This window comes from Halomonas sp. NO4, from assembly GCF_010994375.1.
Taxonomy (GTDB): domain Bacteria; phylum Pseudomonadota; class Gammaproteobacteria; order Pseudomonadales; family Halomonadaceae; genus Halomonas.
On sequence record NZ_WHMA01000044.1, the window covers coordinates 1 to 21,459 of the forward strand.

Consider the following 21,459-nt stretch of genomic DNA (forward strand, 5'->3'; position numbering starts at 1 on the left):
ACACGGGAAGGTCTCATGATCAGCTTATAGAGAATAGGCTTAACTGACTGGCATTACACCCGCTCGGGTGCCCTTTTCCATTACTGCTTTTCCATTACTGCTATTGTGGCGACACCGCCACTTACCAGCCGGTGACGGCCTTCAGGGCGTCGCCGATCTCGGCCAGCGAGCGCACGGTCTTCACGCCCGCGGCTTCCAGGGCGGCGAACTTCTCGTCCGCGGTGCCCTTGCCGCCGGCGATGATGGCGCCGGCGTGGCCCATGCGCTTGCCCGGAGGGGCGGTGACGCCGGCGATGTAGGAGACCACCGGCTTGGAGACATTCTCCTTGATGAAGGCCGCGGCCTCCTCTTCGGCGGTGCCGCCGATCTCGCCGATCATCACGATCGCCTCGGTGGCCGGGTCCTTCTCGAACTCGGCGAGGATGTCGATGAAGGTGGAGCCCGGGATGGGGTCGCCGCCGATGCCCACGCAGGTGGACTGGCCGAAGCCATGATCGGTGGTCTGCTTGACCGCCTCATAGGTCAGAGTGCCGGAGCGCGACACGATGCCCACCTTGCCCGCCTTGTGAATATGGCCGGGCATGATGCCGATCTTGCACTCGTCCGGGGTGATCACGCCGGGACAGTTGGGGCCGATCAGGCGCACGCCCAGCTCGTCGCACTTCACCTTGACGTCGAGCATGTCCAGCGTGGGAATGCCCTCGGTGATGCACACGATCAGCTTGATGCCGGCGTTGGCGGCTTCGAGGATCGAATCCTTGCAGAACGGCGCCGGCACGTAGATCACGCTGGCCTCGGCGCCGGTCTTCGCCACGGCCTCCTTGACGGTGTTGAACACCGGCAGGCCCAAGTGCTCCTGGCCGCCCTTGCCCGGCGTGACGCCACCGACCATCTTGGTGCCATAGGCGAGCGCCTGCTCGGAGTGGAAGGTCCCCTGCCCGCCGGTGAAGCCCTGGCAGATGACCTTGGTGTTCTTGTCGATCAGGATGCTCATTACTTGCCCTCCGCCGCTTTGACCACCTGCTGAGCCGCATCGGTCAGGCTGGTAGCAGCGATGATGTTCAGTCCGCTGGACGCCAGCTTCTCGGTGCCCAGCTCGGCGTTGTTACCCTCGAGACGCACCACCACCGGCACGTTGACGCCGACCTGCTCGACGGCTCCGATGATGCCCTCGGCGATCATGTCGCAGCGCACGATGCCACCGAAGATGTTGACCAGCACGGCCTTTACCGAATCGTCGGAGAGGATCAGCTTGAAGGCTTCCGCCACGCGCTCCTTGGTGGCACCGCCGCCCACGTCGAGGAAGTTGGCTGGCTGGCCACCGTTGAGCTTGATGATGTCCATGGTGCCCATGGCCAGGCCGGCGCCGTTGACCATGCAGCCGATGTTGCCTTCCAGGGCGACGTAGTTGAGCTCCCATTCGGCTGCCTCGGCCTCGCGCGGGTCCTCCTGGGAGGGGTCGCGCATGGCCTGCAGGTCGGGATGACGATGCAGGGCGTTGCCGTCCAGGTTGATCTTGGCGTCGAGACAGTGGAGGTTGCCCTCGTCGGTGATCACCAGAGGGTTGATCTCGAGCAGCGCCAGGTCCTTGTCGTGGAACAGGCGCGACAGGCCCAGGAAGATCTTGGTGAACTGCTTCACCTGGTCGCCCTTGAGGCCCAGGGCGAAGGCCAGCTCGCGCGCCTGGTAGGGCTGAGCGCCCACCAGCGGGTCGATCTCGGCCTTGAGGATTTTCTCGGGGGTCTCCTCGGCGACCTTCTCGATCTCCACGCCGCCCTCGGTGGACGCCATGAACACCACGCGGCGGGTGCCGCGGTCGACGACGGCGCCGAGGTAGAGCTCGGAGGCGATATCGGTGCAGTTCTCGACCAGGATCTTGGTGACCGGCTGCCCCTTCTCGTCGGTCTGGAAGGTCACCAGATTCTTGCCCAGCCACTGCTCGGCGAAGGCCTTGGCCTCCTCAGGGCTCTTGATCAGCTTGACGCCACCCGCCTTGCCGCGACCACCGGCGTGGACCTGGGCCTTGACGACCCACATCTCGCCACTGATCTTCTTGCACGCTTCGGCGGCTTCCTCGGGGGTGTCGACGGCGAAGCCCTTGGACACCGGCAGGCCGTAGTCGGCAAACAGCTGCTTGCTCTGATACTCGTGAAGGTTCATCGATTCATGCCATTGGTTGCATGTGACTCGAACGGCAACCCGGCCGGCGCCGGCATGGCGCGGCGTACGGGTCACCACCGACCGCTCCCGATACATGGCCGGAAGCGATGCGCCACCCGCAGGTGGCGCTTGTTGTCCTTACTTGCGTTTCTTGCGATTGGCCATGTGGATGGCATGACCGTCCACCGCCAAGGCCGCCTCGTGGATCGCCTCGGAGGTGCTGGGGTGCGCGTAGCAGGTCAAGGCCAGATCCTCGGCGCTGGAGCCGAACTCCATGGCGATCACGCCCTGGGCGATCAGCTCGCCGGCGTGCTGGCTGACGATGTGCATGCCGAGGATGCGATCGGTCTCGGCATCGACGACGACTTTCGCCAGGCCGTCCGGGGCGTTGTTGGCCAATGCCCGGCCGTTGGCGGAGAACGGGAAGGAGCCGGTCTTGATCTCGATGCCCTTGGCCTTGGCTTCCTCCTCGGTCAGGCCCACCCAGGCCACTTCCGGCGAGGTGTAGATCACGCTGGGCACGGCGTCGTAGTTCATCTCCGCCTTGTGGCCGGCGATGATGTCGGCCACCATCACGCCCTCTTCGGAAGCCTTGTGGGCCAGCATCAGGCCGCGCACGCAGTCGCCGATAGCGTAGATGCCCGGCACGCTGGTGCGGCACTGGTCGTCGACGTGGATGAAGCCGCGCTCGTCCAGCTCGACGCCCACGCCCTCGGCGACCACGCCCTTGGTGTAGGGCCGGCGGCCGACGCAGACGATCAGCTTGTCGAAGGTGATCTCCTGCTCGCCGTTGCCGTCGGTGTACTTGACCACGACCTCCTTGCCCTTGACTTCGGCGCCGGTGACCCGGGCGCTGAGCTTGATGTCCAGGCCCTGCTTCTTGAGCAGCTTCTGGGTCTCCTTGGCCACGGCCTGGTCGACCGCGGGCAGGAAGGAGTCCAGGGCCTCGAGCATGGTGACCTGGCTGCCCAGGCGGCTCCACACGCTGCCCAGTTCCAGGCCGATCACGCCGGCACCGATCACGCCCAGGCGCTCGGGCACCTCGGTGAATTCCAGGGCGCCGGTGGAATCGACGATCAGGTCCTCGGTCAGCGGGGCCGGCGGGATCTCCACCGGCACGGAACCGGCGGCGATGACGATGTTGTCCGCCTCGTAGGTGGTCGCCTTGCCGTCGAGACCGGTCACCTCGACCTGCTTGCTGCCGGTCACCTTGCCGGTGCCTTCCAGGGCGGTGACGCCGTTGGCCTTGAACAGGGCGCTGATGCCGCCGACGTTCTTGGCGATCACCTGGTTCTTGAACTCGAGCATCTTGGCGACGTTGGGCTTGATCTCGCCCACCTCGATGCCGATCTCGTCGTAGTGGTCACGCGTCTCGACGAACTTGTGGGAGGTCTCGAGCAACGCCTTGGAGGGAATGCAGCCCACGTTGAGGCAGGTGCCGCCGTGGACGACCTTGCCTTCCTTGTTGACCCACTTCTCGACGCAGGCGGTGTTCAGGCCCAGCTGGGCGGCACGGATGGCGGCCACGTAGCCGCCCGGGCCCGCGCCAATGACGATCACATCGAATTTATCGGCCATGTGGTTTTCCTATTGATCGGTTCGCGTTGAATCAGGGACGTCGGCAGGCTCAGATGTCCAGCAGCAGGCGTGCCGGATCCTCGAGCAGCTCCTTGATGGTGACCAGGAACTGCACTGCATCCTTGCCGTCGATCATGCGATGGTCGTAGGAAACCGCCAGGTACATCATCGGGCGGATTTCCACCTTGCCGTTCACGGCCATGGGGCGTTCCTGGATCTTGTGCATGCCCAGGATGGCGGTCTGCGGCGGGTTGATGATCGGCGTCGACATCAGCGAGCCGAAGATGCCGCCGTTGGTAATGGTGAAGGTGCCGCCCTGCATCTCGTCAATGCCGAGCTTGCCGTCACGCGCGCGCTTGCCGAAGTCGACGATGCCCTTCTCGACATCGGCGATCTTCATGCTGTCGGTGTCGCGCAGTACCGGCACCACCAGGCCGCGGTCGGTGGAAACCGCCACCCCGATGTCCTGGTAGCCGTGGTAGACGATGTCGGTGCCGTCGATGGAGGCGTTGACGTCCGGGAAGCGCTTGAGCGCCTCGGAGGCCGCCTTGACGAAGAAACCCATGAAGCCGAGCTTGACGTCGTGGGCCTTGAGGAAGGTGTCCTTGTACTGGGCACGCAGGTCCATCACCGCGCCCATGTCCACCTCGTTGTAGGTGGTGAGCATAGCCGCGGTCTGCTGGGCCTGGACCAGGCGCTTGGCGATGGTCTGGCGCAGACGGCTCATCGGTACGCGCTTCTCGGGGCGCTCGCCCTCGACCACCGGCGCCGCGGCAGCGGCCTGCTCGAGGGTGCCGGCGGCGGCCTTGGGCTGCGTGGCGACCTTCTTGGCACTGCCATCCTTCACAGCCTTCTGGACGTCCTCCTTGAGGATACGCCCGCCCTTGCCGGTGCCTTGGATCTTGTTGACGTCGAGGTCGTGCTCGGCGACCAACTTGCGTGCCGCCGGTGCGAGGATCTTGTCGCCGACCGTCTCTTCCTCGGCACCCTCGTCGGCCCCTGAAGCCGTCTCCTCGCTGGCTGCGCTCTCACCACCGGCACCTTCGGCGAACAGGGCCAGCACCGCCTCGGACTCCACCTGGCTGCCCTCCTCAGCCTGGATCTCGGTGAGTGCGCCGTCGGCCGGCGCGACGACCTCGAGCACCACCTTGTCGGTCTCGATCTCGGCCAGCACCTCGTCACGCTTGACCGCCTCGCCGACCTGCTTGTTCCAGCTGGCCACGGTGCCTTCCTGGATCGACTCGGGGAAGGTGGGGGCCTTCACTTCGTGCTGCTTGCCGCCGGCGGCCTTGGCATCGCCTTTCTTCTCGGCCGGAGCCTCGGCTTTCTTTTCCGCCTTGGCGTCGGCTGGCTTGTCGTTCTTGTTCGCGCCGCCAGCAGCCTTGCCTTCACCGATCTTGCCCAGCACCTGCTCGGACTCGACGGTGTCGCCCTCTTCGGCCGTCACCTCGGTCAGGGTGCCGGCTTCGGGAGCCACCACCTCGAGCACCACCTTGTCAGTCTCGATCTCGACGATCAGTTCGTCACGCTCGACGCTGTCACCGGGTTTCTTGTGCCAGGCCGCCACGGTGCCTTCGGCAACGGATTCCGGAAAGGTGGGCGCTTTGATGTCGGTAGCCATGTCGTTTCCCTTGTGTGTTCTCTCGTCCCGGTGGATTCACTTAGACGGTGAAGGCGTCTTCCACCAGCTGTCGCTGCTGTTCGATGTGCACGGACATGTAGCCGCAGGCCGGGGCGGCGGACGCCGGGCGGCCGGCAAACTTGAGCTCGCCGCCCAGGCCCTCCTTGAGCATGTCGGCCACGGCACGCATGTGGTGCTGGCTGGGATACCAGGCCCCCTGGTTGAGCGGCTCTTCCTGGCACCAGACGAGGGTCTCGAGGTTGACGTACTCCTTGAGCGCCTCGTAGAGGTCCTCCTTGGGGAAGGGGTAGAGCTGCTCGATGCGCAGGATGGCGGTATCGTCGCGCTCGTTCTCCTCGCGCCAGGCGGCCAGTTCGTAGTAGACCTTGCCGGCACAGAGCACCGCGCGCTTGACCTTGCCGGCCTCCAGTTTGCCCTGGTCGGGCAGCACCATCTGGAAGTTGCCGTTGGCCAGGTCGTCGAGGCTCGACACGGCCTCCTTGTGGCGCAGCAGGCTCTTGGGCGACATCACGACCAGCGGCTTGCGCAGCTTGCGGATGACCTGACGACGCAGCAGGTGGAATATCTGCGCCGGGGTGGTGGGCACACAGACCTGCATGTTGTGCTCGGCGCACAGCTGCAGGAAGCGCTCCAGGCGTGCTGAGGAGTGCTCGGGGCCCTGGCCCTCGTAGCCGTGGGGCAGCAGCATGGTCAGCCCGCACAGGCGCTCCCACTTGGTCTCGCCGGAGGAGATGAATTGGTCGACCACCACCTGGGCGCCGTTGAAGAAGTCGCCGAACTGCGCTTCCCAGATCACCAGGTCATTGGGGGCGGTGGTGGCGTAGCCGTACTCAAAGGCCAGCACGGCTTCTTCCGAGAGGAAGGAGTCGTGGATGGTGAAGCGCGGCTGGCCGTCACTCATGTGCTGCAGCGGGACGTAGGTGGTGCCGTCCTTCTGGTTGTGCACCACGGCATGGCGGTGCGAGAAGGTACCGCGCCCGATGTCCTGGCCGGTGAGGCGCACCGGATGCCCCTCGTCGACCAGGGTGGCGTAGGCCAGGGTCTCGGCGAAACCCCAGTTGAGGGCCATGCCGCCGGCCTGCATCTTGCGGCGATCCTCGTAGATCTTGGCCACCTGGCGCTGCACTTCGACGCCGTCGGGAATCTCGCACATGCGCGCCGCCAGGCGCTGCAGACGCTTCATGTCCACGGTGGTGTCGGCGTAGCCTGACCACTCGTGGCCCAGGTAGGGCGACCAGTCGACGAACAGGGACTTGTTGGGCTCCTGAACCAGGGCATTGGCCACGTGGTTGCCGGCCATCAGGTCCTCGCGATAGGTCTCGACCATCGCCTTGGCCTCTTCCTCGGAGAGCACTCCCTGCTCCACCAACCGCTGGGCGTAGAGAATACGCGAGGAGGGGTGCTCCTTGATCTTGCGGTACATCATCGGCTGGGTGCCGGAGGGCTCGTCGGCCTCGTTGTGGCCACGGCGGCGATAGCACACCAGATCGATCACCACGTCCTTGTGGAACTGCTGACGGTAGTCGAGCGCCACCTGGGTGGCATGCAGCACCGCATCCGGGTCGTCGCCATTGACATGGAAGATCGGCGCCTGAACCATCTTGGCAATGTCGGTGCAGTACTCCGTGGAACGGGTGTCCTGCGGATGCGAGGTGGTGAAGCCGACCTGGTTGTTGATGACGATGTGCAGCGTGCCGCCCGTCTTGTAGGCGCGGGTCTGGGACATCTGGAAGGTCTCCATGACCACGCCCTGACCGGCGAAGGCGGCATCGCCGTGCACGTTGATCGGCAGCACCTTGTCGCCGGCCGAGTCGTCGCGGCGATCCTGGCGGGCGCGTACCGAGCCCTCGACCACCGGGGCGACGATCTCCAGGTGCGAGGGGTTGAAGGCCAGCGCCAGGTGCACCTCGCCACCCGGGGTCATGACGTTGGAGCTGAAGCCCTGGTGATACTTGACGTCACCGGAGCCCCGCTCGACGACTTTCTTGCCGTCGAACTCGTCGATCAGTTCGGAGGGGTTCTTGCCGAGGATATTGACCAGCAGGTTGAGACGGCCGCGGTGGGCCATGCCGATGACCACTTCCTTGGTGCCGTAGCCGCCGGCGCGCTGGATCAGCTCGTCCATCATGGGGATGAAGGTCTCGCCCCCCTCCAGGCCGAAGCGCTTGGTGCCGGGGTACTTGGAGGCCAGGTAGTTCTCCAGCCCCTCGGCCGCGGTCAGGCGCTCCAGCAGGTGCTTGCGCACCTCGTTGCTGTACTTGGGCGCCGAGCGCACCGATTCGAAACGCTGCTGCAGCCAGCGCTTCTCTTCGGTGTCGACGATATGCATGATCTCGCAGCCGATGGAGCGACAGTAGGTCTGCTCCAGCGCGTCGACGATCTCGCGCAGCGGCGCCCTGTCCATCCCCAGGAAGAAGGAGCCGGTCTGGAACTCGGTCTCCAGGTCATCCTTGCCCAACTGGTGGAAGGAGAGGTCGAGATCGGGAATGGGGGTCTGGCTGCGCAGGCCGAGCGGGTCGATGTTGGCCTTCTGGTGACCCCGGAAGCGGTAGGCGTTGATCAGCTGCAGCACCTTGACCTGCTTGCGGTTCTCGCCGGCATCGGCGGCCGGAGCCGTGGTGCCGCGGCGCGCGCGGGCCAGCTGGTGGAACTGCTCGCGGATGGGGCTCAGGGGAACATCCTGGGAGGCACTGCCATCGGGGTTCGGCAGCTGATCGAAGTAGGTTCGCCACTCGTCGGGGACGGAACCGGGGTCGGCGAGGTATTGCTCGTAGAGGGCTTCCACATAGTGAACGTTGCTGCCGCTCACGTGGGAGCTACTCCACATCAACTCCATTATGCCTTGTTGCATCTCTCGGTCACCCTGCACTGATGGGGTGTAGTCGGCGCCGTCACGGCCCAGCCGCGGCGGCCTGGGTGGTGCCCTGCCGGTGGGGCGTCTTCATCGCCGGCGTCTCGGGCCCTAAGGAGCCGAGACCATGAATTCTGCATGGTCAAGAGCCGGTACCCAGGGCACCGGCTCTTGTCTTGCTGCTCGCACGCCGGCCGCGACAGGTTGTCGCGGCCGCAAAACCGGTTGCCATGATAGCAAGCCGGGCGCCACGATTTAAGTGGCATCGGCGAGCAGCATCTCGCGGATCTTGCCGATCGCGCGGGTCGGGTTGAGCCCCTTGGGGCACACCGCCACGCAGTTCATGATGCCGCGGCAGCGGAACACGCTGAACGGGTCCTCGAGATCGGCCAGGCGCTCGCGCGTGGCCGTGTCGCGGGAGTCCGCCAGGAAGCGGTAGGCCTGGAGCAGGCCGGCCGGCCCCACGAACTTGTCCGGGTTCCACCAGAACGACGGGCAGGCGGTGGAACAGCAGGCGCACAGGATGCACTCGTAGAGGCCGTCGAGCTTGTCGCGCTCTTCCGGCGACTGCAGGCGCTCGATGGCCGGTGCCGGCTCGTCGTTCTGCAGGTAGGGCTGAATGCGCTCGTACTGCTGGTAGAACAGCGCCATGTCGACCACCAGGTCACGAATCACCGGCAGGCCGGGCAGCGGCCGCAGGGTAAGCTTGCCCCCCTTGACCACCTCGGAGAGCGAGGTGATGCAGGCCAGGCCGTTCTTGCCGTTCATGTTCATGCCGTCGGAGCCGCACACGCCTTCGCGGCAGCTGCGACGGTAGGCCAGGGTGGTGTCCTGGGCCTTGAGCATTTCCAGGACGTTGAGGACCATGAGGTCGCGGCCCTGGGTGTCCACCTGGTACTCCTGCATGTAGGGTGCGGAGTCGGTTTCCGGGTTGTAGCGGTAGATGGCTACCTGAAGCATGGACATCGTGACTCCCCCTCAGTAGGTGCGGACTTTCGGCTCGAAGGTGTCGACGGTCTTCGGCTTGAAGTTCACGTCGCGCTTGCCGACTTTCTTCTCGGCCGGGAAGTACATGGAGTGCTTCAGCCAATTGACGTCATCGCGGTCCGGGTAGTCGTAGCGCGAGTGAGCACCACGGCTCTCCTTGCGATCCAGGGCGGCGATGGCGGTGGCCTCGGCCACTTCCATCAGGTTGTCGAGCTCCAGCGCCTCGACCCGCGCCGTGTTGAAGGCGCCAGACTTGTCGGCCAGGTGGGCGTTAGCGATCCGCTCGCGCAGCTCGGCCAGCTGGCCCACGCCCTTCTGCATGTTGTCCTCCTGACGGAAGACGCCGAAGCTGTTCTGCATGATGCCCTGCAGCTCGGCCTTCAGGTCGGCCACCGACTCGCCGCCGGTGGACTCGTTCCAGCGGGTGATGCGCTTCATGGCGGTGTCGACGTCGGACTCGGAGGCGTCGAGGTAGTCGATGCCCTCGTTGAGCGCGCTCTCGATGAAAATGCCCGCCGCGCGACCGAACACCACCAGGTCGAGCAGCGAGTTGCCGCCCAGGCGGTTGGCACCGTGCACCGACACGCAGGCCGCCTCGCCGCAGGCGAACAGCCCGTTGATGATCTGGTCCTTGCCCTTGGCGTCCTGCATGATCGCCTGGCCGTGCACGTTGGTGGGCACGCCCCCCATCATGTAGTGGCAGGTCGGCACCACCGGGATCGGCGCCTTGACCGGGTCGGCGTGGGCGAAGATCTTGGAGAGCTCACTGATGCCCGGCAGGCGCTTGTTGAGCACCTCCTCACCGAGGTGGTCGAGCTTGAGGTAGACGTGGTCGCCGTTCTCGCCGCAGCCGCGCCCTTCGAGGATCTCCATGACCATGGAGCGCGCCACCACGTCGCGACCGGCCAGGTCCTTGGCGTTGGGGGCATAGCGCTCCATGAAACGCTCGCCGTCCTTGTTGATCAGGTAGCCACCCTCGCCGCGACAGCCCTCGGTGACCAGCACCCCAGCGCCGTAGATGCCGGTGGGGTGGAACTGCCACATCTCCATGTCCTGCATGGGGAAACCGGCGCGCAGCGCCATGCCGATGCCGTCACCGGTGTTGATCAAGGCGTTGGTGGTGGAAGCGTAGATGCGCCCCGCCCCGCCGGTGGCCAGCACCGTGGCCTTGGACTTGACGTGCACCACTTCGCCGGTCTCGATGTCCATGGCGATGCAACCCACCACGTCGCCGTTGGCGTTCTTCACCAGGTCGACGGCAAACCACTCGTTGAGGAAGGTGGTGTTGTTCTTGAGGTTGTTCTGGTAGAGGGTGTGCAGCAGGGCGTGACCGGTACGGTCGGCCGCCGCGCAGGTGCGCGCTGCCTGGCCGCCCTCGCCGAAGTTCTTGGACTGGCCGCCGAAGGGGCGCTGGTAGATGCGACCGTTGTCGAAGCGCGAGAACGGCAGGCCCATGTGCTCGAGCTCGAACACCGCCTTGGGACCCTCGGAGCACATGTACTCCGCGGCGTCCTGGTCGGTGATGTAGTCACCGCCCTTGACGGTGTCGTACATGTGCCAGCGCCAGTCGTCGTTGGGGTCGGCGGAGGCGATGGCACAGGTGATGCCGCCTTGGGCGGAGACGGTGTGCGAGCGGGTCGGGAAGACCTTGGAGAGCACGGCGGTCTTCTTGCCGGACTTGGCCAGCTCCAGGGCGGCACGCAGGCCGGAGCCCCCGCCGCCGATGATGATGGCGTCGAATGTCAGACTACGCATATTGGACATCTATCAGGCCCCCCACAGCACTTGAATACCCCAGACCAGGAACACGAAAATGGCCAGGATGATGACGATCTGGGCGCCGACGCGCACGCCGGTCGACTTGAGATAATCCGTGGTCACGGTCCACAGCCCGACCCAGGCATGTGCCGCGATGGAGATCAACGCCAGCAGTGTGAAGATACGCATCCAGGTCTGGGCGAAGAGCCCGCTCCAGGTGGCGTAGTCGAGTCCCGGATTGAAGAGTAGATAGAGAACGATGAACAGCGTGTAGAGGGCCAGGATGACAGCCGAGACACGCTGGATGAGCCAGTCTGACAGGCCGCTGCGACCCAGATTGGTGATATTGGTTACCATACCCAGACTCCTGCCAGAATGATCAGGACGGCACTCACCACCACGGTGATCTGCGCCTTCTTGACGCCCCCTTCGAGGGTCACGCCGATGTTCATGTCCATCAGCAGGTGCTTGACGCCGGCCACCAGGTGAAAGGCCAGGGCTGACAGCAGCCCCCAGGCGATCAGCTTGACCAGAAAGTTATTGGCCAGGGCGTCGCTTACGGCCGCAAAGCCAGCGGGGGAAGACAGCGAGGCATCGAAGGCCCAGAAGGTGAAGATGAGGCCGATGAAGAGGATGACGCCGGTGATGCGGTGGGCGATCGACGTCAAGGCGGGAAGTGGGAAATGTATCGTGCTGAGATCTAGGTTGACGGGTCGTTTGCTATTCACGGCTCTATACACACTCTCTTGGCTCGCTTCGATTGCGGCCTCCGGCTGGCTGACCGGGGTGAAGCAAGCGGTGGTTTGAGGTAGGGGGCTCGCCGCTGCCGTGACGGGCATGACAACGAGTACCTGCCAGTCGCGCGGAGAGGATTATAGGGACATGAACCCCCAGTGACAAATGAACCACTGCCGGACTCGACCATGGTGCAAGCCCGACACCTGGCCGCTGCCCCGCTTGGCAGCGGCCCTTGACAGTGCCCGCGCCAGCGCGCTTCCTCTATGGTGCAGAGCACCATTCCCTGAGCACAAAGCTGTACGCTATCTAGCTAATTGTACAATTATTGCGTCGCGATGGGCTAATTGACAATCCCGGGAACGCTTCTATAGTGGGCGAACCTTTTTTCGCGGGCCGTGTTGTGGACGACCCGAGCAGTTGGAAACACCGTTTGCGAAATAACGACTTAACGATTTCATTCGACGACGAGAGGAGGCCATCATGGCTGACAGGAAAGCGACACTGACGGTAGACGGCCTGGACAAGACGATCGAGCTGCCGGTCTACTCAGGTTCCCTGGGGCCTGACGTGGTCGATGTGCGCGGACTCGGCGCCGAAGGCCTGTTCACCTACGACCCCGGCTTCATGGCGACCTCCTCTTGCCAGTCCGCCATCACCTATATCGATGGTGGCAAGGGGGTGCTGCTGCACCGCGGCTACCCCATCGACCAACTGGCCAAGGCGTCCAATCACGTCGAGCTCTGCTACCTGCTGCTGTTCGGCGAGCTGCCCGACGATGCCCAGTACGAGGACTTCAAGGCGCGGATCACCAATCACACCATGGTCCACGACCAGATCCACAACTTCTTCAAGGGCTTCCGGCGCGATGCCCACCCGATGTCGATCCTGTGTGGCGTGGTCGGCGGCCTGGCGGCCTTCTATCACGACCACCTGGACATCACCAAGCAAGAAGACCGCGAGATCAGTGCGATCCGCCTGATCGCCAAGATGCCGACCATCGCGGCGATGTCCTACAAGTACAACATCGGCCAGCCGTTCAACTACCCGCGCAACGACCTGAACTATGCAGAGAACTTCCTCTACATGATGTTCAGCAACCCCTGCGAGGAGTACAAGATCAATCCGGTCTACGCCAAGGCCATGGACCGTATCTTCATGCTCCACGCGGATCACGAGCAGAACGCCTCCACTTCAACGGTGCGCCTGGCGGGCTCCACCGGTGCCAACCCCTTCGCCTGCATCAGCGCCGGCATCGCCGCGCTGTGGGGACCGGCCCACGGCGGTGCCAACGAGGCCGTGCTCAACATGCTCGACGAGATCGGCGACGAGTCCGAAGAGAACATCCAGCGCTTCATCGACCGCGCCAAGGACAAGGACGACCCCTTCAAGCTGATGGGCTTCGGCCACCGCGTGTATCGCAACTTCGACCCCCGCGCCAAGGTCATGAAGGAGACCTGCGACGAAGTGCTGGCCGAGCTGGGCATGGCCGACGACCCGCAGCTCAAGATCGCCAAGCGCCTGGAGCAGATCGCCCTGGAGGACGAGTACTTCATCGAGCGCAAGCTCTACCCCAACGTCGACTTCTACTCCGGCATCATCCTCAAGGCCATGGGCATCCCGAAGAATATGTTCACGGTAATCTTCGCCGTGTCCCGCACGATCGGCTGGATTTCCCACTGGCACGAAATGATCAGCGAGAGCTACAAGATCGGCCGTCCGCGCCAGCTCTACATCGGCCACGCCCAGCGCGACTACCCTGCCAAGTAAGGCGGCAGGCCGCGGCCACGCCGCACCCTATGCAGAAAGCCGCCTATGGGCGGCTTTCTGCATTCGGGGCCACGCCATGTCGCCACCGCCCTGCACGCCCGAACGAGATGGGCTAACGCCTCCGCCACCTCGAGCGTCCCGGGCGAAAGGGGCGGCGTTGCCACGGCCGTCACCTGGCCAGGGTCTGCGCACGAAGGTAGTAGAAAGATCATCACCAAGCGTGACAGTGACCATTCCGCAAGCATGAGAACCCTCCCTCCCACGGGCGTCGGGCGTTTTCCACACATTCTGTGGATAACCCTGTTCACAACCACTCGAAAAGGTCGCGGAATCGCCATGGGCAGCGGGCTGCCCTTAAATTGATCACTTTTTGATCAAGTATAACTCATTGAATAAAAACACTTTTATCCAAAAGCCCGGTAACACGGCAAGTTACGCACCGCCCCTCGCCATGGCCCAACCGGAACGCGACCCACGTGGACAAGTCAACCCCGAAACGCTGCTGACACAGCACTTCAATGCCTTTTCCACGCACCGGGAAGCAGGTCGACTCGAGAAGGGCGACAACGAAAAAAGACGCCTGATGGCGTCCGATCATCGCGGCCGAACGGCCTGCGAGGGGGAGAAGATGGAAGTGGCGTCCCATAGGGGGTTCGAACCCCTGTTCCCGCCGTGAAAGGGCGGTGTCCTGGACCACTAGACGAATGGGACGCAAGTGTTCGCGGGCAGGATGGTGGAGCCTAGCGGGATCGAACCGCTGACCTCGACACTGCCAGTGTCGCGCTCTCCCAGCTGAGCTAAGGCCCCGTACTCGCGAAGACGGGGCGTATACTACTGATTCACCCCGCCTTCGTCAACAAGAGATCGCGCTTTTCTGGCCTTTATTGCAGCTCGCGATACTCCTTCTCGAAGCGCTTGGCCTGTTTCTTGGAGACGCCGCCGAGCACCTCGATGGCGTGGCGCAGGCGGGCCCGGGTCATGTCGGAGCCGAGAATCGCCATGGCATCCATCACCGAGGTGCTCGACGAGGAGCCAGTGATCGCGATGAAGACCGGGGCCAGGAACTCCTTCATCTTGAGCTGGAAATGCCCGGCCAGCGCCTTCACCTCGGCCAGCAGGACCTCCTTGTGCCAGGCCGGCACGGCCTCGAAGCGCCACACCAGGAACTGCAGCAGCTTGAGCAGGTCCTCGCGCCCGAGCTTGACGCCGTCGAAGTCGCGCTCCTCGATGGCCGGCAGTCCGGCAAAGAAGTGGCCGGCGAGCGGCGCCACCTGGGAGAGCGTCTCCACCCGGGTGCGCACCTGAGGCAGGATCTGGGAGACATACTCCTCGTTGAAGGCCCACTCCATCAGCGCTCTGAGGAAGGCGGCATCGTCGAGATCTTCGCGGATGTAGAGGCCGTTGAGCCAGGTGAGCTTGTCCAGGTCGAACACCGGACCGCCCAGCGATACGCGCTGGATGTCGAAGTGCGCCATCATCTCGTCGAGGCTGAACTTCTCGCGTTCGTCGGGCATCGACCAGCCCATGCGACCCAGGTAGTTGGTCACCGCCTGGGGCAGATAGCCCATGCGCCGGTAATAGTTGATGGAGGTCGGATTCTTGCGCTTGGAGAGCTTCGACTTGTCGGGGTTGCGCAGCAGCGGCATGTGGCACAGCACCGGCATCTGCCAGCCGAAGTACTCATACAGCAGCTGGTGCTTGGGCGCCGAGTTGATCCACTCCTCGCCGCGCAGCACATGGGTGATGCCCATCAGGTGGTCGTCGACCACGTTGGCCAGATGGTAAGTGGGCATGCCATCGGACTTGAGCAGGATCTGGGCATCCACCTGGGCCCAGTCGACCTCGATGGGGCCACGCAGCATGTCGTCGATCACGCAGGTCCCGCTGGCGGGCACCTTCATGCGCACCACGTGGGACCAGCCCTCGCGCTCACGGCGCGCCTGCTCCTCGGCCGGCAGCGCCAAGTCGGCGGGCTTGAGCGCCAGATGCATACCGGCCGCCTTGCGCGCCTCGCGCAGTTCGTCCAGCTCCTCGGCGGTGCGGTAGCAGCGGAAGGCATGACCGGCCTCGATCAGCTGGCGGGCATACTCGGCGTAGAGGTCACCGCGCTCGCTCTGGCGGTAAGGGCCGTGAGGCCCACCCACGTCCGGGCCCTCGTCCCAGGTGAGCCCCAGCCAGCGCAGCGAATCGAGGATCATCTGCTCGGACTCGGCAGTCGAACGAACTTGGTCGGTGTCCTCGATGCGCAGGATGAACTGGCCACCGTGCTGGCGAGCGAAGCAGAGGTTGAACAGGGCGATATAGGCGGTCCCGACGTGGGGATCGCCGGTCGGAGACGGCGCAATACGAGTGCGTACGGTCATGTCGTCCTTGGTCCAGTCGGTGGAATCGGGCCCTGTCGCCAGGGCGGTTGGGCGCATTATACGCACCTGACCGACAAGCGGCAGCCGCCCGGCATCATTCACGGGCACAACCCTCTTTCACAATGCTATACTTATGTACAAGAAACGTAGAGGGTTTCCGGGTGCCCGGCATCCCGCTCGAACTTGGGCATCCAAGGCCGCCTTCGATCCCGGCCTCCGGGCGGCGCGGCACCTAGCGCATCAGCGAAGCCGAGGGAAATGACAGCCCCGAAAGGTTGTTTTATCGTTGATGCGCCATATTTGCACAGCACCAACGGATCATCGACGATCCCTCTCCCCGATAACCACTTGCCGGCAGGAAGACAAGATGGACTCACTGGGCCCACGCATCAAGCAGTTACGGCAGAAAGCCAACCTCAACAAGGCAGCGCTGGCCCGCAAGGTCGGGGTGTCCGACGTGACGATCTCCTATTGGGAATCCGGCGCCATCAAGCAGATCGGCCACGAACGCCTGGTCGCGCTGGCGGAGGCCCTGCAGTGCCCCCTGAGCCAGCTTCTGGAAGGCGACGAGGCCGCCCGCATCGCCCCGCTATACCTGACCGGCAAGCCGCCGGCCCCCTGGCTCAACCCCAAGACACACCGCATCACCTTTCCGGGCGAGTTGCTCATCGACAGCGACTGGGGAGGCGACTGCTACCTGATCACCCCGGCCCCGGGCGAGCGGTTCGACTTCCTGGACGCCGGCGACCTCGCCGCCGTAGGCCCCACCGAGGTGTTCGACCACGCCGGGCGCTATCTCGTCGAGGACGCCGACGGCCTGAGCATCGCTCACCTGGAGCGCGACGATCAGGGCAGGCTGCAGCGGCGCAGCGAACACAGCGCCGCACGCCCCCTCGAGGAAAGCGAACGGGTGGTGGGCAAACTGCTCACCCGCTGGCGACCCGAGCGGCCCTGAGTCGGCTCACTCGACTTCCAGGACCTCGACCTGGTCGGTGGTGCGACTCGGTTCGCTGCCGATGAGGTAGCGCTCGGAGTAGCTGACCACCTGCCCCAGCCCGTGGCGCGAGGTCGTCACCAGGGGGCCGCTGAGGTGCTCGCCCTCCTCACCGATACGGGCCCTGACCGCTTCGGGCTGGACGGTGGATTCTTGCAGATTGACGCGAATGGTGTAGCTGCCATCCGGAAAGCCGCTCCCCGGCCCCAAGGGGCCCACGGCGAAGCGCCCCGATGCCACCGCCGTGCGCGACTGCCAGCGCACACCGCTCGCCTCGCGCTCCACCACGATCCGCAGCTGTGCCCCCTCGGGCAGGTTGGTCTCGCCCTGCACCCTCAACCGCCGATCGGGGCGCAGCGAGGCCGTGGTATCGATCCGGGCCGGTTCGGAGAACGGCGCCACGGCCGGGGGTTCCGCCCGCTCTGCCTCGTCGGGCGCCGGCTCGGCTTCGGGCTGTGCCACACCACCCAGACGCTCCGTCTCGTTGGGCGCGGTCTCTTCGCCCCCGTTACAGCCTGCCAGCCACAGCAGCGCTGCCCAGCACGCCATCGTCCTTGCCTTCATGCCGACCCTCCAGCCCTTGCGATGGGCTTCCAGCCTAACACCCTGCCCCGCGCGGCACACGGCTCCCGGCACCAATGGCGCGCAAGGCTGAAGGCCGCCCGATCGGCTGGTAGACTATCGCCCCCTTTAACCGCACAACCCCGGATGCCGATGCCTCAGCTCGACCGCACCTTCGCCGTGGCGCCCATGATGGATTGAAGGAAAGGTCGATAACCACGAGCTTTGACAGCGCCGAATACCAAAAATGTCACACCTCGAGAGAGCCGGCTGCCGATCGCAGCCGGCTCTTTGCGTCAGTTCCCCGGCCCAGACCAACCGCCTGTGCATAAGTGCAGAAAACTGCATGAAAACGTATGGCCGGAAAGCGCCTCTCAGCGCTGCCCGAGCCCAGTCACGGAGGGTCTTGGAGCCGGGGCGCACGAGTGCATGAAAACCGACACGTTTAGCGCGTAGGCAGGGCGGGGTGTCGACGGTGCCCGGCGGGGCGCTGCCGGGGGTGGTGAGGGGCCAGGCTGGCAGCCTGCGGCGCGTTCGCGGATCGAGCCGCAGGAAGGAGCGGCAGCGGCCGGCAGGCGAGCGCACAGAGCGATGGACGCACTACGACGATCGAAGGCGCCTCGGCCGAGTCTACCCGCCTTGCCTACCTGGTTATCTCCTTCCTGATCGGCTACCTGGGCGGGCCATCGAGGGCGTCAAGACAATGGATCTCAAGGCCTGGCTGGGAGGCAACAAATGAGCGCCGCCGACCTGATCGCCCTGCCCGCCGCCTTGATCATCATCGCCCGTCTGCTCACCTATCGCCGCCGCCGGCACCCGGCCCGATACAGCAGAGCCTGATGACGTCATGCCCGACCGAGCTGCCGAGGCTGACTGGCGGCACCGGCGGCGATGTCGCGCTCACCATGCGCAGCTGGGCCAGGGAGCATCACCACTGCGCCACGCGCCACAACGGACTGGTCGAGGCCCTGGAGAAACGCCGATGAACAAGCTCCAATCCCTGCGCGCTCATATGCTGGGTGCCGTGCCCGAATTGAAGCGCGGCCCCGAGCGGCTGCTGACGTTCGTGCAGGATGGCATCATCCGCTTCCACCGCGGCCGACACCTCAGCCACGAGTATCGCGTCGACGCCCAGCTGGTGGTCACCGACTTCAGCGGCAGCCTCGAGGGCGCCGAAGTGGGGTTCGTAGGCCGCGTGACACGCATCGCCCGCGTGCACCAGAAGGGCCTGCGAGCCAAGGTCGATCGCGACGGCCCTCGGGTCGACTCCCCCGAACGCATCCTGGTCGGCTTCAGCGCCGAAGACCACCGACTGTTCCAGGACTCGGTGCTACAGCACCTGGACGTACCGGAGGGCTGACGCCGATCACGTCAGGTCGCTCAGCTCCACGTTCAACGCGTCGGCGATGCGCTTCAACACGCCCAGGGAGCCGGTCTTCTTGCCGGCCTCGATCTCCGACAGATAGCCCTGACTGATGCCCGCCCTCTCGGCGAGTTCGCCCGCGCACAGCCCGCGATACTCGCGGAACACCCGCACCGGCGCCGTGCCGTCGAGCAACGCTTCGACGACACGGGACGGAAAGGTCTCCTCGCCCGCATCGACGCGGGCGTGAATCGCATCCGCCGCCTAGATGTCGTCGATATCTTTCCGGGTGTCGCAGCCTTCCCCCATAGCCTCAATGCGCCTGGTTCATGTCGTTCACGGCCCGTTCGATGAGCTCGGGCGCCACACCGCGGGCCTTCAACGCCTCGACCAGCCGCTGCACGCCGTCGTCGAGATACTGCGCCTCATCACGGCGCAGCCCCTCGCTGACGTACGCCTTCAGCAGCGTCTGGTACCCCTGAAACCCTTTCAGCGGCGCAATTTCCTTCAGCGACTCCACCACATCGACTGGCATCCGCAGGGTCACGGTCGTCATGGGGCGGTCCTTCGCCAGGCGCTTTTTCAGTGTGTCATCGAGCATAGATCGCCTCCTCTCTTCGCGTGGCCCGGCGCGCCGAAACGATGCGCAGACCGCTTTCCTGAATTTCGACATACACCACGAACAGCAGCCGCGTGTGAACGTCGAAGCCGATCACGGCATCGCGTGGCTGATCGTTGCGCGACGCGTCCTGCACCACCAGCAGCGGATCGTCGAACACCGTCGCCGCCTCCTCGAAGCTCACGCCATGCTTATTCAGGTTGCTGCTGGCCTTGGCGGCGTTCCAGACGAACGTCGTGCCACGGTATTGAAAATGGATGTCCATTCGACCTCCCTGTAAAGACATTGTATTTACAGCATCGAGACGAGACAAGTTCCCTACCCCTGGCGCCCTCGACTCAGCGACGACCCTCCCGGTTGTAAACCCACCATCCACAACGCCCCCCGCTCGCCACTCGCCCAGGGCCGCGCAACCATCGGCGGCATGAACCAACGCCCCCTGCACGGCACCGCCGAGCTCCTGCGCCTGATCCACAACCTCATCCGCCTGGGCACCATTGCCGAGGTGGATCACCGGGCCGCGCGCGTTCGCGTGCGCGCCGGCAAGCTGCTCACCGCCTGGCGGCCGTGGATCGAATGCCGCCCCGGCACCACCCGCGACTGGGACCCGCCCACCGTGGGCGAGCAGGTGGTGCTCCTCTCCCCGGGCGGCGACCCCGCCGGCGCCGTGGTGCTGGCCGGCCTGTTCTCCAGCGCCCACCCCGCCACGGCGGATCTCGCCACGCTGTGCCGCCGCCTGTTCCCCGATGGCGGCCTATTCGAGTACGACCACGAAAACAGCGTGCTGCGCATCAAGTTGCCCGGCCGCATCGAGATCGAAGCGCCGGGCGGCACCGCCTGGCTCGGCGACATCGACCACCAGGGCGACATGGCCCGCCAGGGCAGCTACGCCCAGCAGGGCGGCGAGCTCACCCACAACGGCGTGAACGTGTCGGCCACGACCACCCGCACAGCGGCGTGGTGCCCGGCAGCAGCCAGAGCGGAGGGCCCGTGCAATGACCGGCATGAACGCCACCACCGGCCGCCCCCTGGACCGCCTTGAGCACATCCGTCAGAGCGTCCGTGACATCCTCACCACCCCCCATCGGCCTGGAGATCGCTGACGCCCAGGGCAACATGCGCGCCCTGCCCGAGATCCTGCGCGACATCAACGCCTCCACCGCCGAGCTCGGCAACGTCGAGCGCAAGGCCATCCTGCAGGACATCTTCGGTGCCGAAGCCGGCTCCGGCATGGCTGAACTGGTCAACGCCATGGGCGAGGGGCAGCTCGACGAGATCGTCCAGGCCCTGGGCGAAAACTACGGCGAGAACGCCCGCATGGCCCGCACCATGGCCGACAACATCGGCGGCATCACCCGCCTGCTGCTCGACTGGTCGCCGCTGGGCGTGCTGTGGCGCGGCATCAGCACCGCCCTCGAGCTGCTCGGCGTGGAGATCCCCAAGGGCTTCACCTCGCTGGGTACCTTCATCGTCGACGGTCTGATCGGCGGCATTGATGCCAAGTGGCAAGCGCTGAAGGACACGATCGGCAACATGGCCAGCGGCGTAACCGGCTGGTTCAAGGAGAGGCTCGGCATCAACTCGCCCACCAAGGTCTTCGAAGACTTCGGTGGCAACCTGGTCGAGGGGCTCGTCAACGGCATCGACGAGAAGTGGAACGCGCTGAAAGACGCCATCGGCGGCACCGCCACCCTGCCCGCCGCGGCGGACGTACCCATCGACACCCGGCCGCCGCTGCAAGCCCACGGTGGAGGCGGCATCACCATCCAGGGCGGCATCAAAATCGAGGTCAACGCCAGCCCCGGCATGGGCGAGCAGGCCCTGGCCCGCTACGTCGCCGCCGAGGTACAGCGCGCCCTGGCCGGCGCCGAGCGGGATACCGCCGCCCTCCGCCGCTCAGCATTCCACGACATCGACTGAGGGCTCCATCCATGATGATGACCTACGGCATGTTCGTCTTCGGCCTCTCCACCGCTGCCTACCAGGAGCTGCAACGCCAAACCGCCTGGCGGCGCCAGCCCCCACTGTCAAGCTAGTTGGAGTATCAGCGGCTGTTAGACTCTGAACGATGTGGGGCG

Annotated in this window: 20 protein-coding genes and 2 tRNA genes; 6 read left to right on the top strand and 16 right to left on the bottom strand. The window is 65.1% G+C overall.

Annotation, left to right across the window (positions count from 1 at the left end; translation table 11 throughout):
- Positions 1-121: 121 nt before the first annotated feature.
- The 9 genes from sucD to sdhC form a co-directional block, all read right to left on the bottom strand.
- Complete coding sequence (gene sucD / locus FEF15_RS17405) at positions 122-994, bottom strand: succinate--CoA ligase subunit alpha (RefSeq protein WP_163560442.1); 873 nt, start codon at positions 992-994, stop codon at positions 122-124.
- Positions 994-2,160 (bottom strand): ADP-forming succinate--CoA ligase subunit beta, encoded by a 1,167-nt coding sequence (gene sucC, locus FEF15_RS17410; RefSeq protein WP_163560444.1) that lies wholly within the window; start codon positions 2,158-2,160, stop codon positions 994-996. Before sucC ends, sucD begins: the two co-directional genes overlap by 1 nt.
- 138 nt (positions 2,161-2,298) lie before the next feature.
- Positions 2,299-3,738 (bottom strand): dihydrolipoyl dehydrogenase, encoded by a 1,440-nt coding sequence (gene lpdA, locus FEF15_RS17415; RefSeq protein ID WP_163560446.1) that lies wholly within the window; start codon positions 3,736-3,738, stop codon positions 2,299-2,301.
- A 49-nt stretch (positions 3,739-3,787) separates the two neighbouring features.
- Positions 3,788-5,359, bottom strand: coding sequence for a 2-oxoglutarate dehydrogenase complex dihydrolipoyllysine-residue succinyltransferase (gene odhB / locus FEF15_RS17420; RefSeq protein ID WP_163560447.1), 1,572 nt, complete (start codon positions 5,357-5,359; stop codon positions 3,788-3,790).
- Positions 5,360-5,399: 40 nt separating this feature from the next.
- Complete coding sequence (locus tag FEF15_RS17425) at positions 5,400-8,231, bottom strand: 2-oxoglutarate dehydrogenase E1 component (RefSeq protein ID WP_163560448.1); 2,832 nt, start codon at positions 8,229-8,231, stop codon at positions 5,400-5,402.
- Between the two features lie 255 nt (positions 8,232-8,486).
- Complete coding sequence (locus FEF15_RS17430; RefSeq protein WP_163560449.1) at positions 8,487-9,197, bottom strand: succinate dehydrogenase iron-sulfur subunit; 711 nt, start codon at positions 9,195-9,197, stop codon at positions 8,487-8,489.
- A gap of 12 nt (positions 9,198-9,209) precedes the next feature.
- Positions 9,210-10,982 (bottom strand): succinate dehydrogenase flavoprotein subunit, encoded by a 1,773-nt coding sequence (sdhA, locus tag FEF15_RS17435; protein ID WP_163560450.1) that lies wholly within the window; start codon positions 10,980-10,982, stop codon positions 9,210-9,212.
- Positions 10,983-10,985: 3 nt separating this feature from the next.
- Complete coding sequence (sdhD, locus tag FEF15_RS17440; RefSeq protein WP_163560451.1) at positions 10,986-11,333, bottom strand: succinate dehydrogenase, hydrophobic membrane anchor protein; 348 nt, start codon at positions 11,331-11,333, stop codon at positions 10,986-10,988.
- A complete protein-coding gene (gene sdhC / locus FEF15_RS17445; protein ID WP_205598570.1) occupies positions 11,327-11,704 on the bottom strand; it encodes a succinate dehydrogenase, cytochrome b556 subunit in 378 nt (125 codons plus the stop codon). The genes sdhD and sdhC overlap by 7 nt, the downstream gene beginning before the upstream one ends.
- A gap of 490 nt (positions 11,705-12,194) precedes the next feature.
- On the opposite strand from sdhC, the gene gltA reads away from it, so the two are divergent.
- Entirely contained in the window at positions 12,195-13,481 is a 1,287-nt protein-coding gene (gene gltA / locus FEF15_RS17450; RefSeq protein ID WP_163560452.1) for a citrate synthase, read from the top strand.
- A gap of 635 nt (positions 13,482-14,116) precedes the next feature.
- Here the strand turns inward: gltA and FEF15_RS17455 are convergent.
- The 3 genes from FEF15_RS17455 to gltX all read right to left on the bottom strand — a co-directional run bounded on the left by FEF15_RS17455 (position 14,117) and on the right by gltX (position 15,844).
- Positions 14,117-14,192: transfer RNA gene (locus tag FEF15_RS17455), tRNA-Glu, on the bottom strand.
- Between the two features lie 20 nt (positions 14,193-14,212).
- Positions 14,213-14,288: transfer RNA gene (locus FEF15_RS17460), tRNA-Ala, on the bottom strand.
- A 74-nt stretch (positions 14,289-14,362) separates the two neighbouring features.
- Positions 14,363-15,844, bottom strand: coding sequence for a glutamate--tRNA ligase (gene gltX / locus FEF15_RS17465; protein WP_163560470.1), 1,482 nt, complete (start codon positions 15,842-15,844; stop codon positions 14,363-14,365).
- Positions 15,845-16,211: 367 nt separating this feature from the next.
- Here gltX and FEF15_RS17470 point away from each other — a divergent pair, with 367 nt between their 5' ends.
- A complete protein-coding gene (locus FEF15_RS17470) occupies positions 16,212-16,799 on the top strand; it encodes a helix-turn-helix domain-containing protein (protein WP_163560454.1) in 588 nt (195 codons plus the stop codon).
- 6 nt (positions 16,800-16,805) lie between these two features.
- Here FEF15_RS17470 and FEF15_RS17475 read toward each other — a convergent pair whose 3' ends face one another.
- On the bottom strand, positions 16,806-17,402 hold the full coding sequence (locus FEF15_RS17475; RefSeq protein WP_163560456.1) for a hypothetical protein: 597 nt from the start codon (positions 17,400-17,402) through the stop codon (positions 16,806-16,808).
- Positions 17,403-18,238: 836 nt separating this feature from the next.
- On the opposite strand from FEF15_RS17475, the gene FEF15_RS17480 reads away from it, so the two are divergent.
- Complete coding sequence (locus tag FEF15_RS17480; RefSeq protein ID WP_163560458.1) at positions 18,239-18,385, top strand: hypothetical protein; 147 nt, start codon at positions 18,239-18,241, stop codon at positions 18,383-18,385.
- Entirely contained in the window at positions 18,382-18,759 is a 378-nt protein-coding gene (locus FEF15_RS17485) for a phage virion morphogenesis protein (RefSeq protein ID WP_163560460.1), read from the top strand. The genes FEF15_RS17480 and FEF15_RS17485 overlap by 4 nt, the downstream gene beginning before the upstream one ends.
- 6 nt (positions 18,760-18,765) lie before the next feature.
- Here FEF15_RS17485 and FEF15_RS19510 read toward each other — a convergent pair whose 3' ends face one another.
- From FEF15_RS19510 to FEF15_RS17500, 3 genes are all read right to left on the bottom strand, one after another.
- Positions 18,766-18,957 carry a helix-turn-helix transcriptional regulator gene (locus FEF15_RS19510; protein ID WP_240454227.1) on the bottom strand — a complete coding sequence of 64 codons (192 nt, stop codon included), beginning with the start codon at positions 18,955-18,957 and terminating at the stop codon, positions 18,766-18,768.
- 118 nt (positions 18,958-19,075) lie between these two features.
- Positions 19,076-19,363 carry a hypothetical protein gene (locus tag FEF15_RS17495; RefSeq protein ID WP_163560462.1) on the bottom strand — a complete coding sequence of 96 codons (288 nt, stop codon included), beginning with the start codon at positions 19,361-19,363 and terminating at the stop codon, positions 19,076-19,078.
- Entirely contained in the window at positions 19,353-19,646 is a 294-nt protein-coding gene (locus tag FEF15_RS17500; RefSeq protein ID WP_163560465.1) for a BrnT family toxin, read from the bottom strand. Before FEF15_RS17500 ends, FEF15_RS17495 begins: the two co-directional genes overlap by 11 nt.
- Before the next feature lie 159 nt (positions 19,647-19,805).
- Here FEF15_RS17500 and FEF15_RS17505 point away from each other — a divergent pair, with 159 nt between their 5' ends.
- Both FEF15_RS17505 and FEF15_RS17510 read left to right on the top strand, forming a co-directional pair.
- On the top strand, positions 19,806-20,423 hold the full coding sequence (locus FEF15_RS17505) for a phage baseplate assembly protein V (RefSeq protein ID WP_205598571.1): 618 nt from the start codon (positions 19,806-19,808) through the stop codon (positions 20,421-20,423).
- A 20-nt stretch (positions 20,424-20,443) separates the two neighbouring features.
- Positions 20,444-21,301 carry a phage tail tape measure protein gene (locus FEF15_RS17510; RefSeq protein ID WP_163560467.1) on the top strand — a complete coding sequence of 286 codons (858 nt, stop codon included), beginning with the start codon at positions 20,444-20,446 and terminating at the stop codon, positions 21,299-21,301.
- Positions 21,302-21,459: the final 158 nt, after the last annotated feature.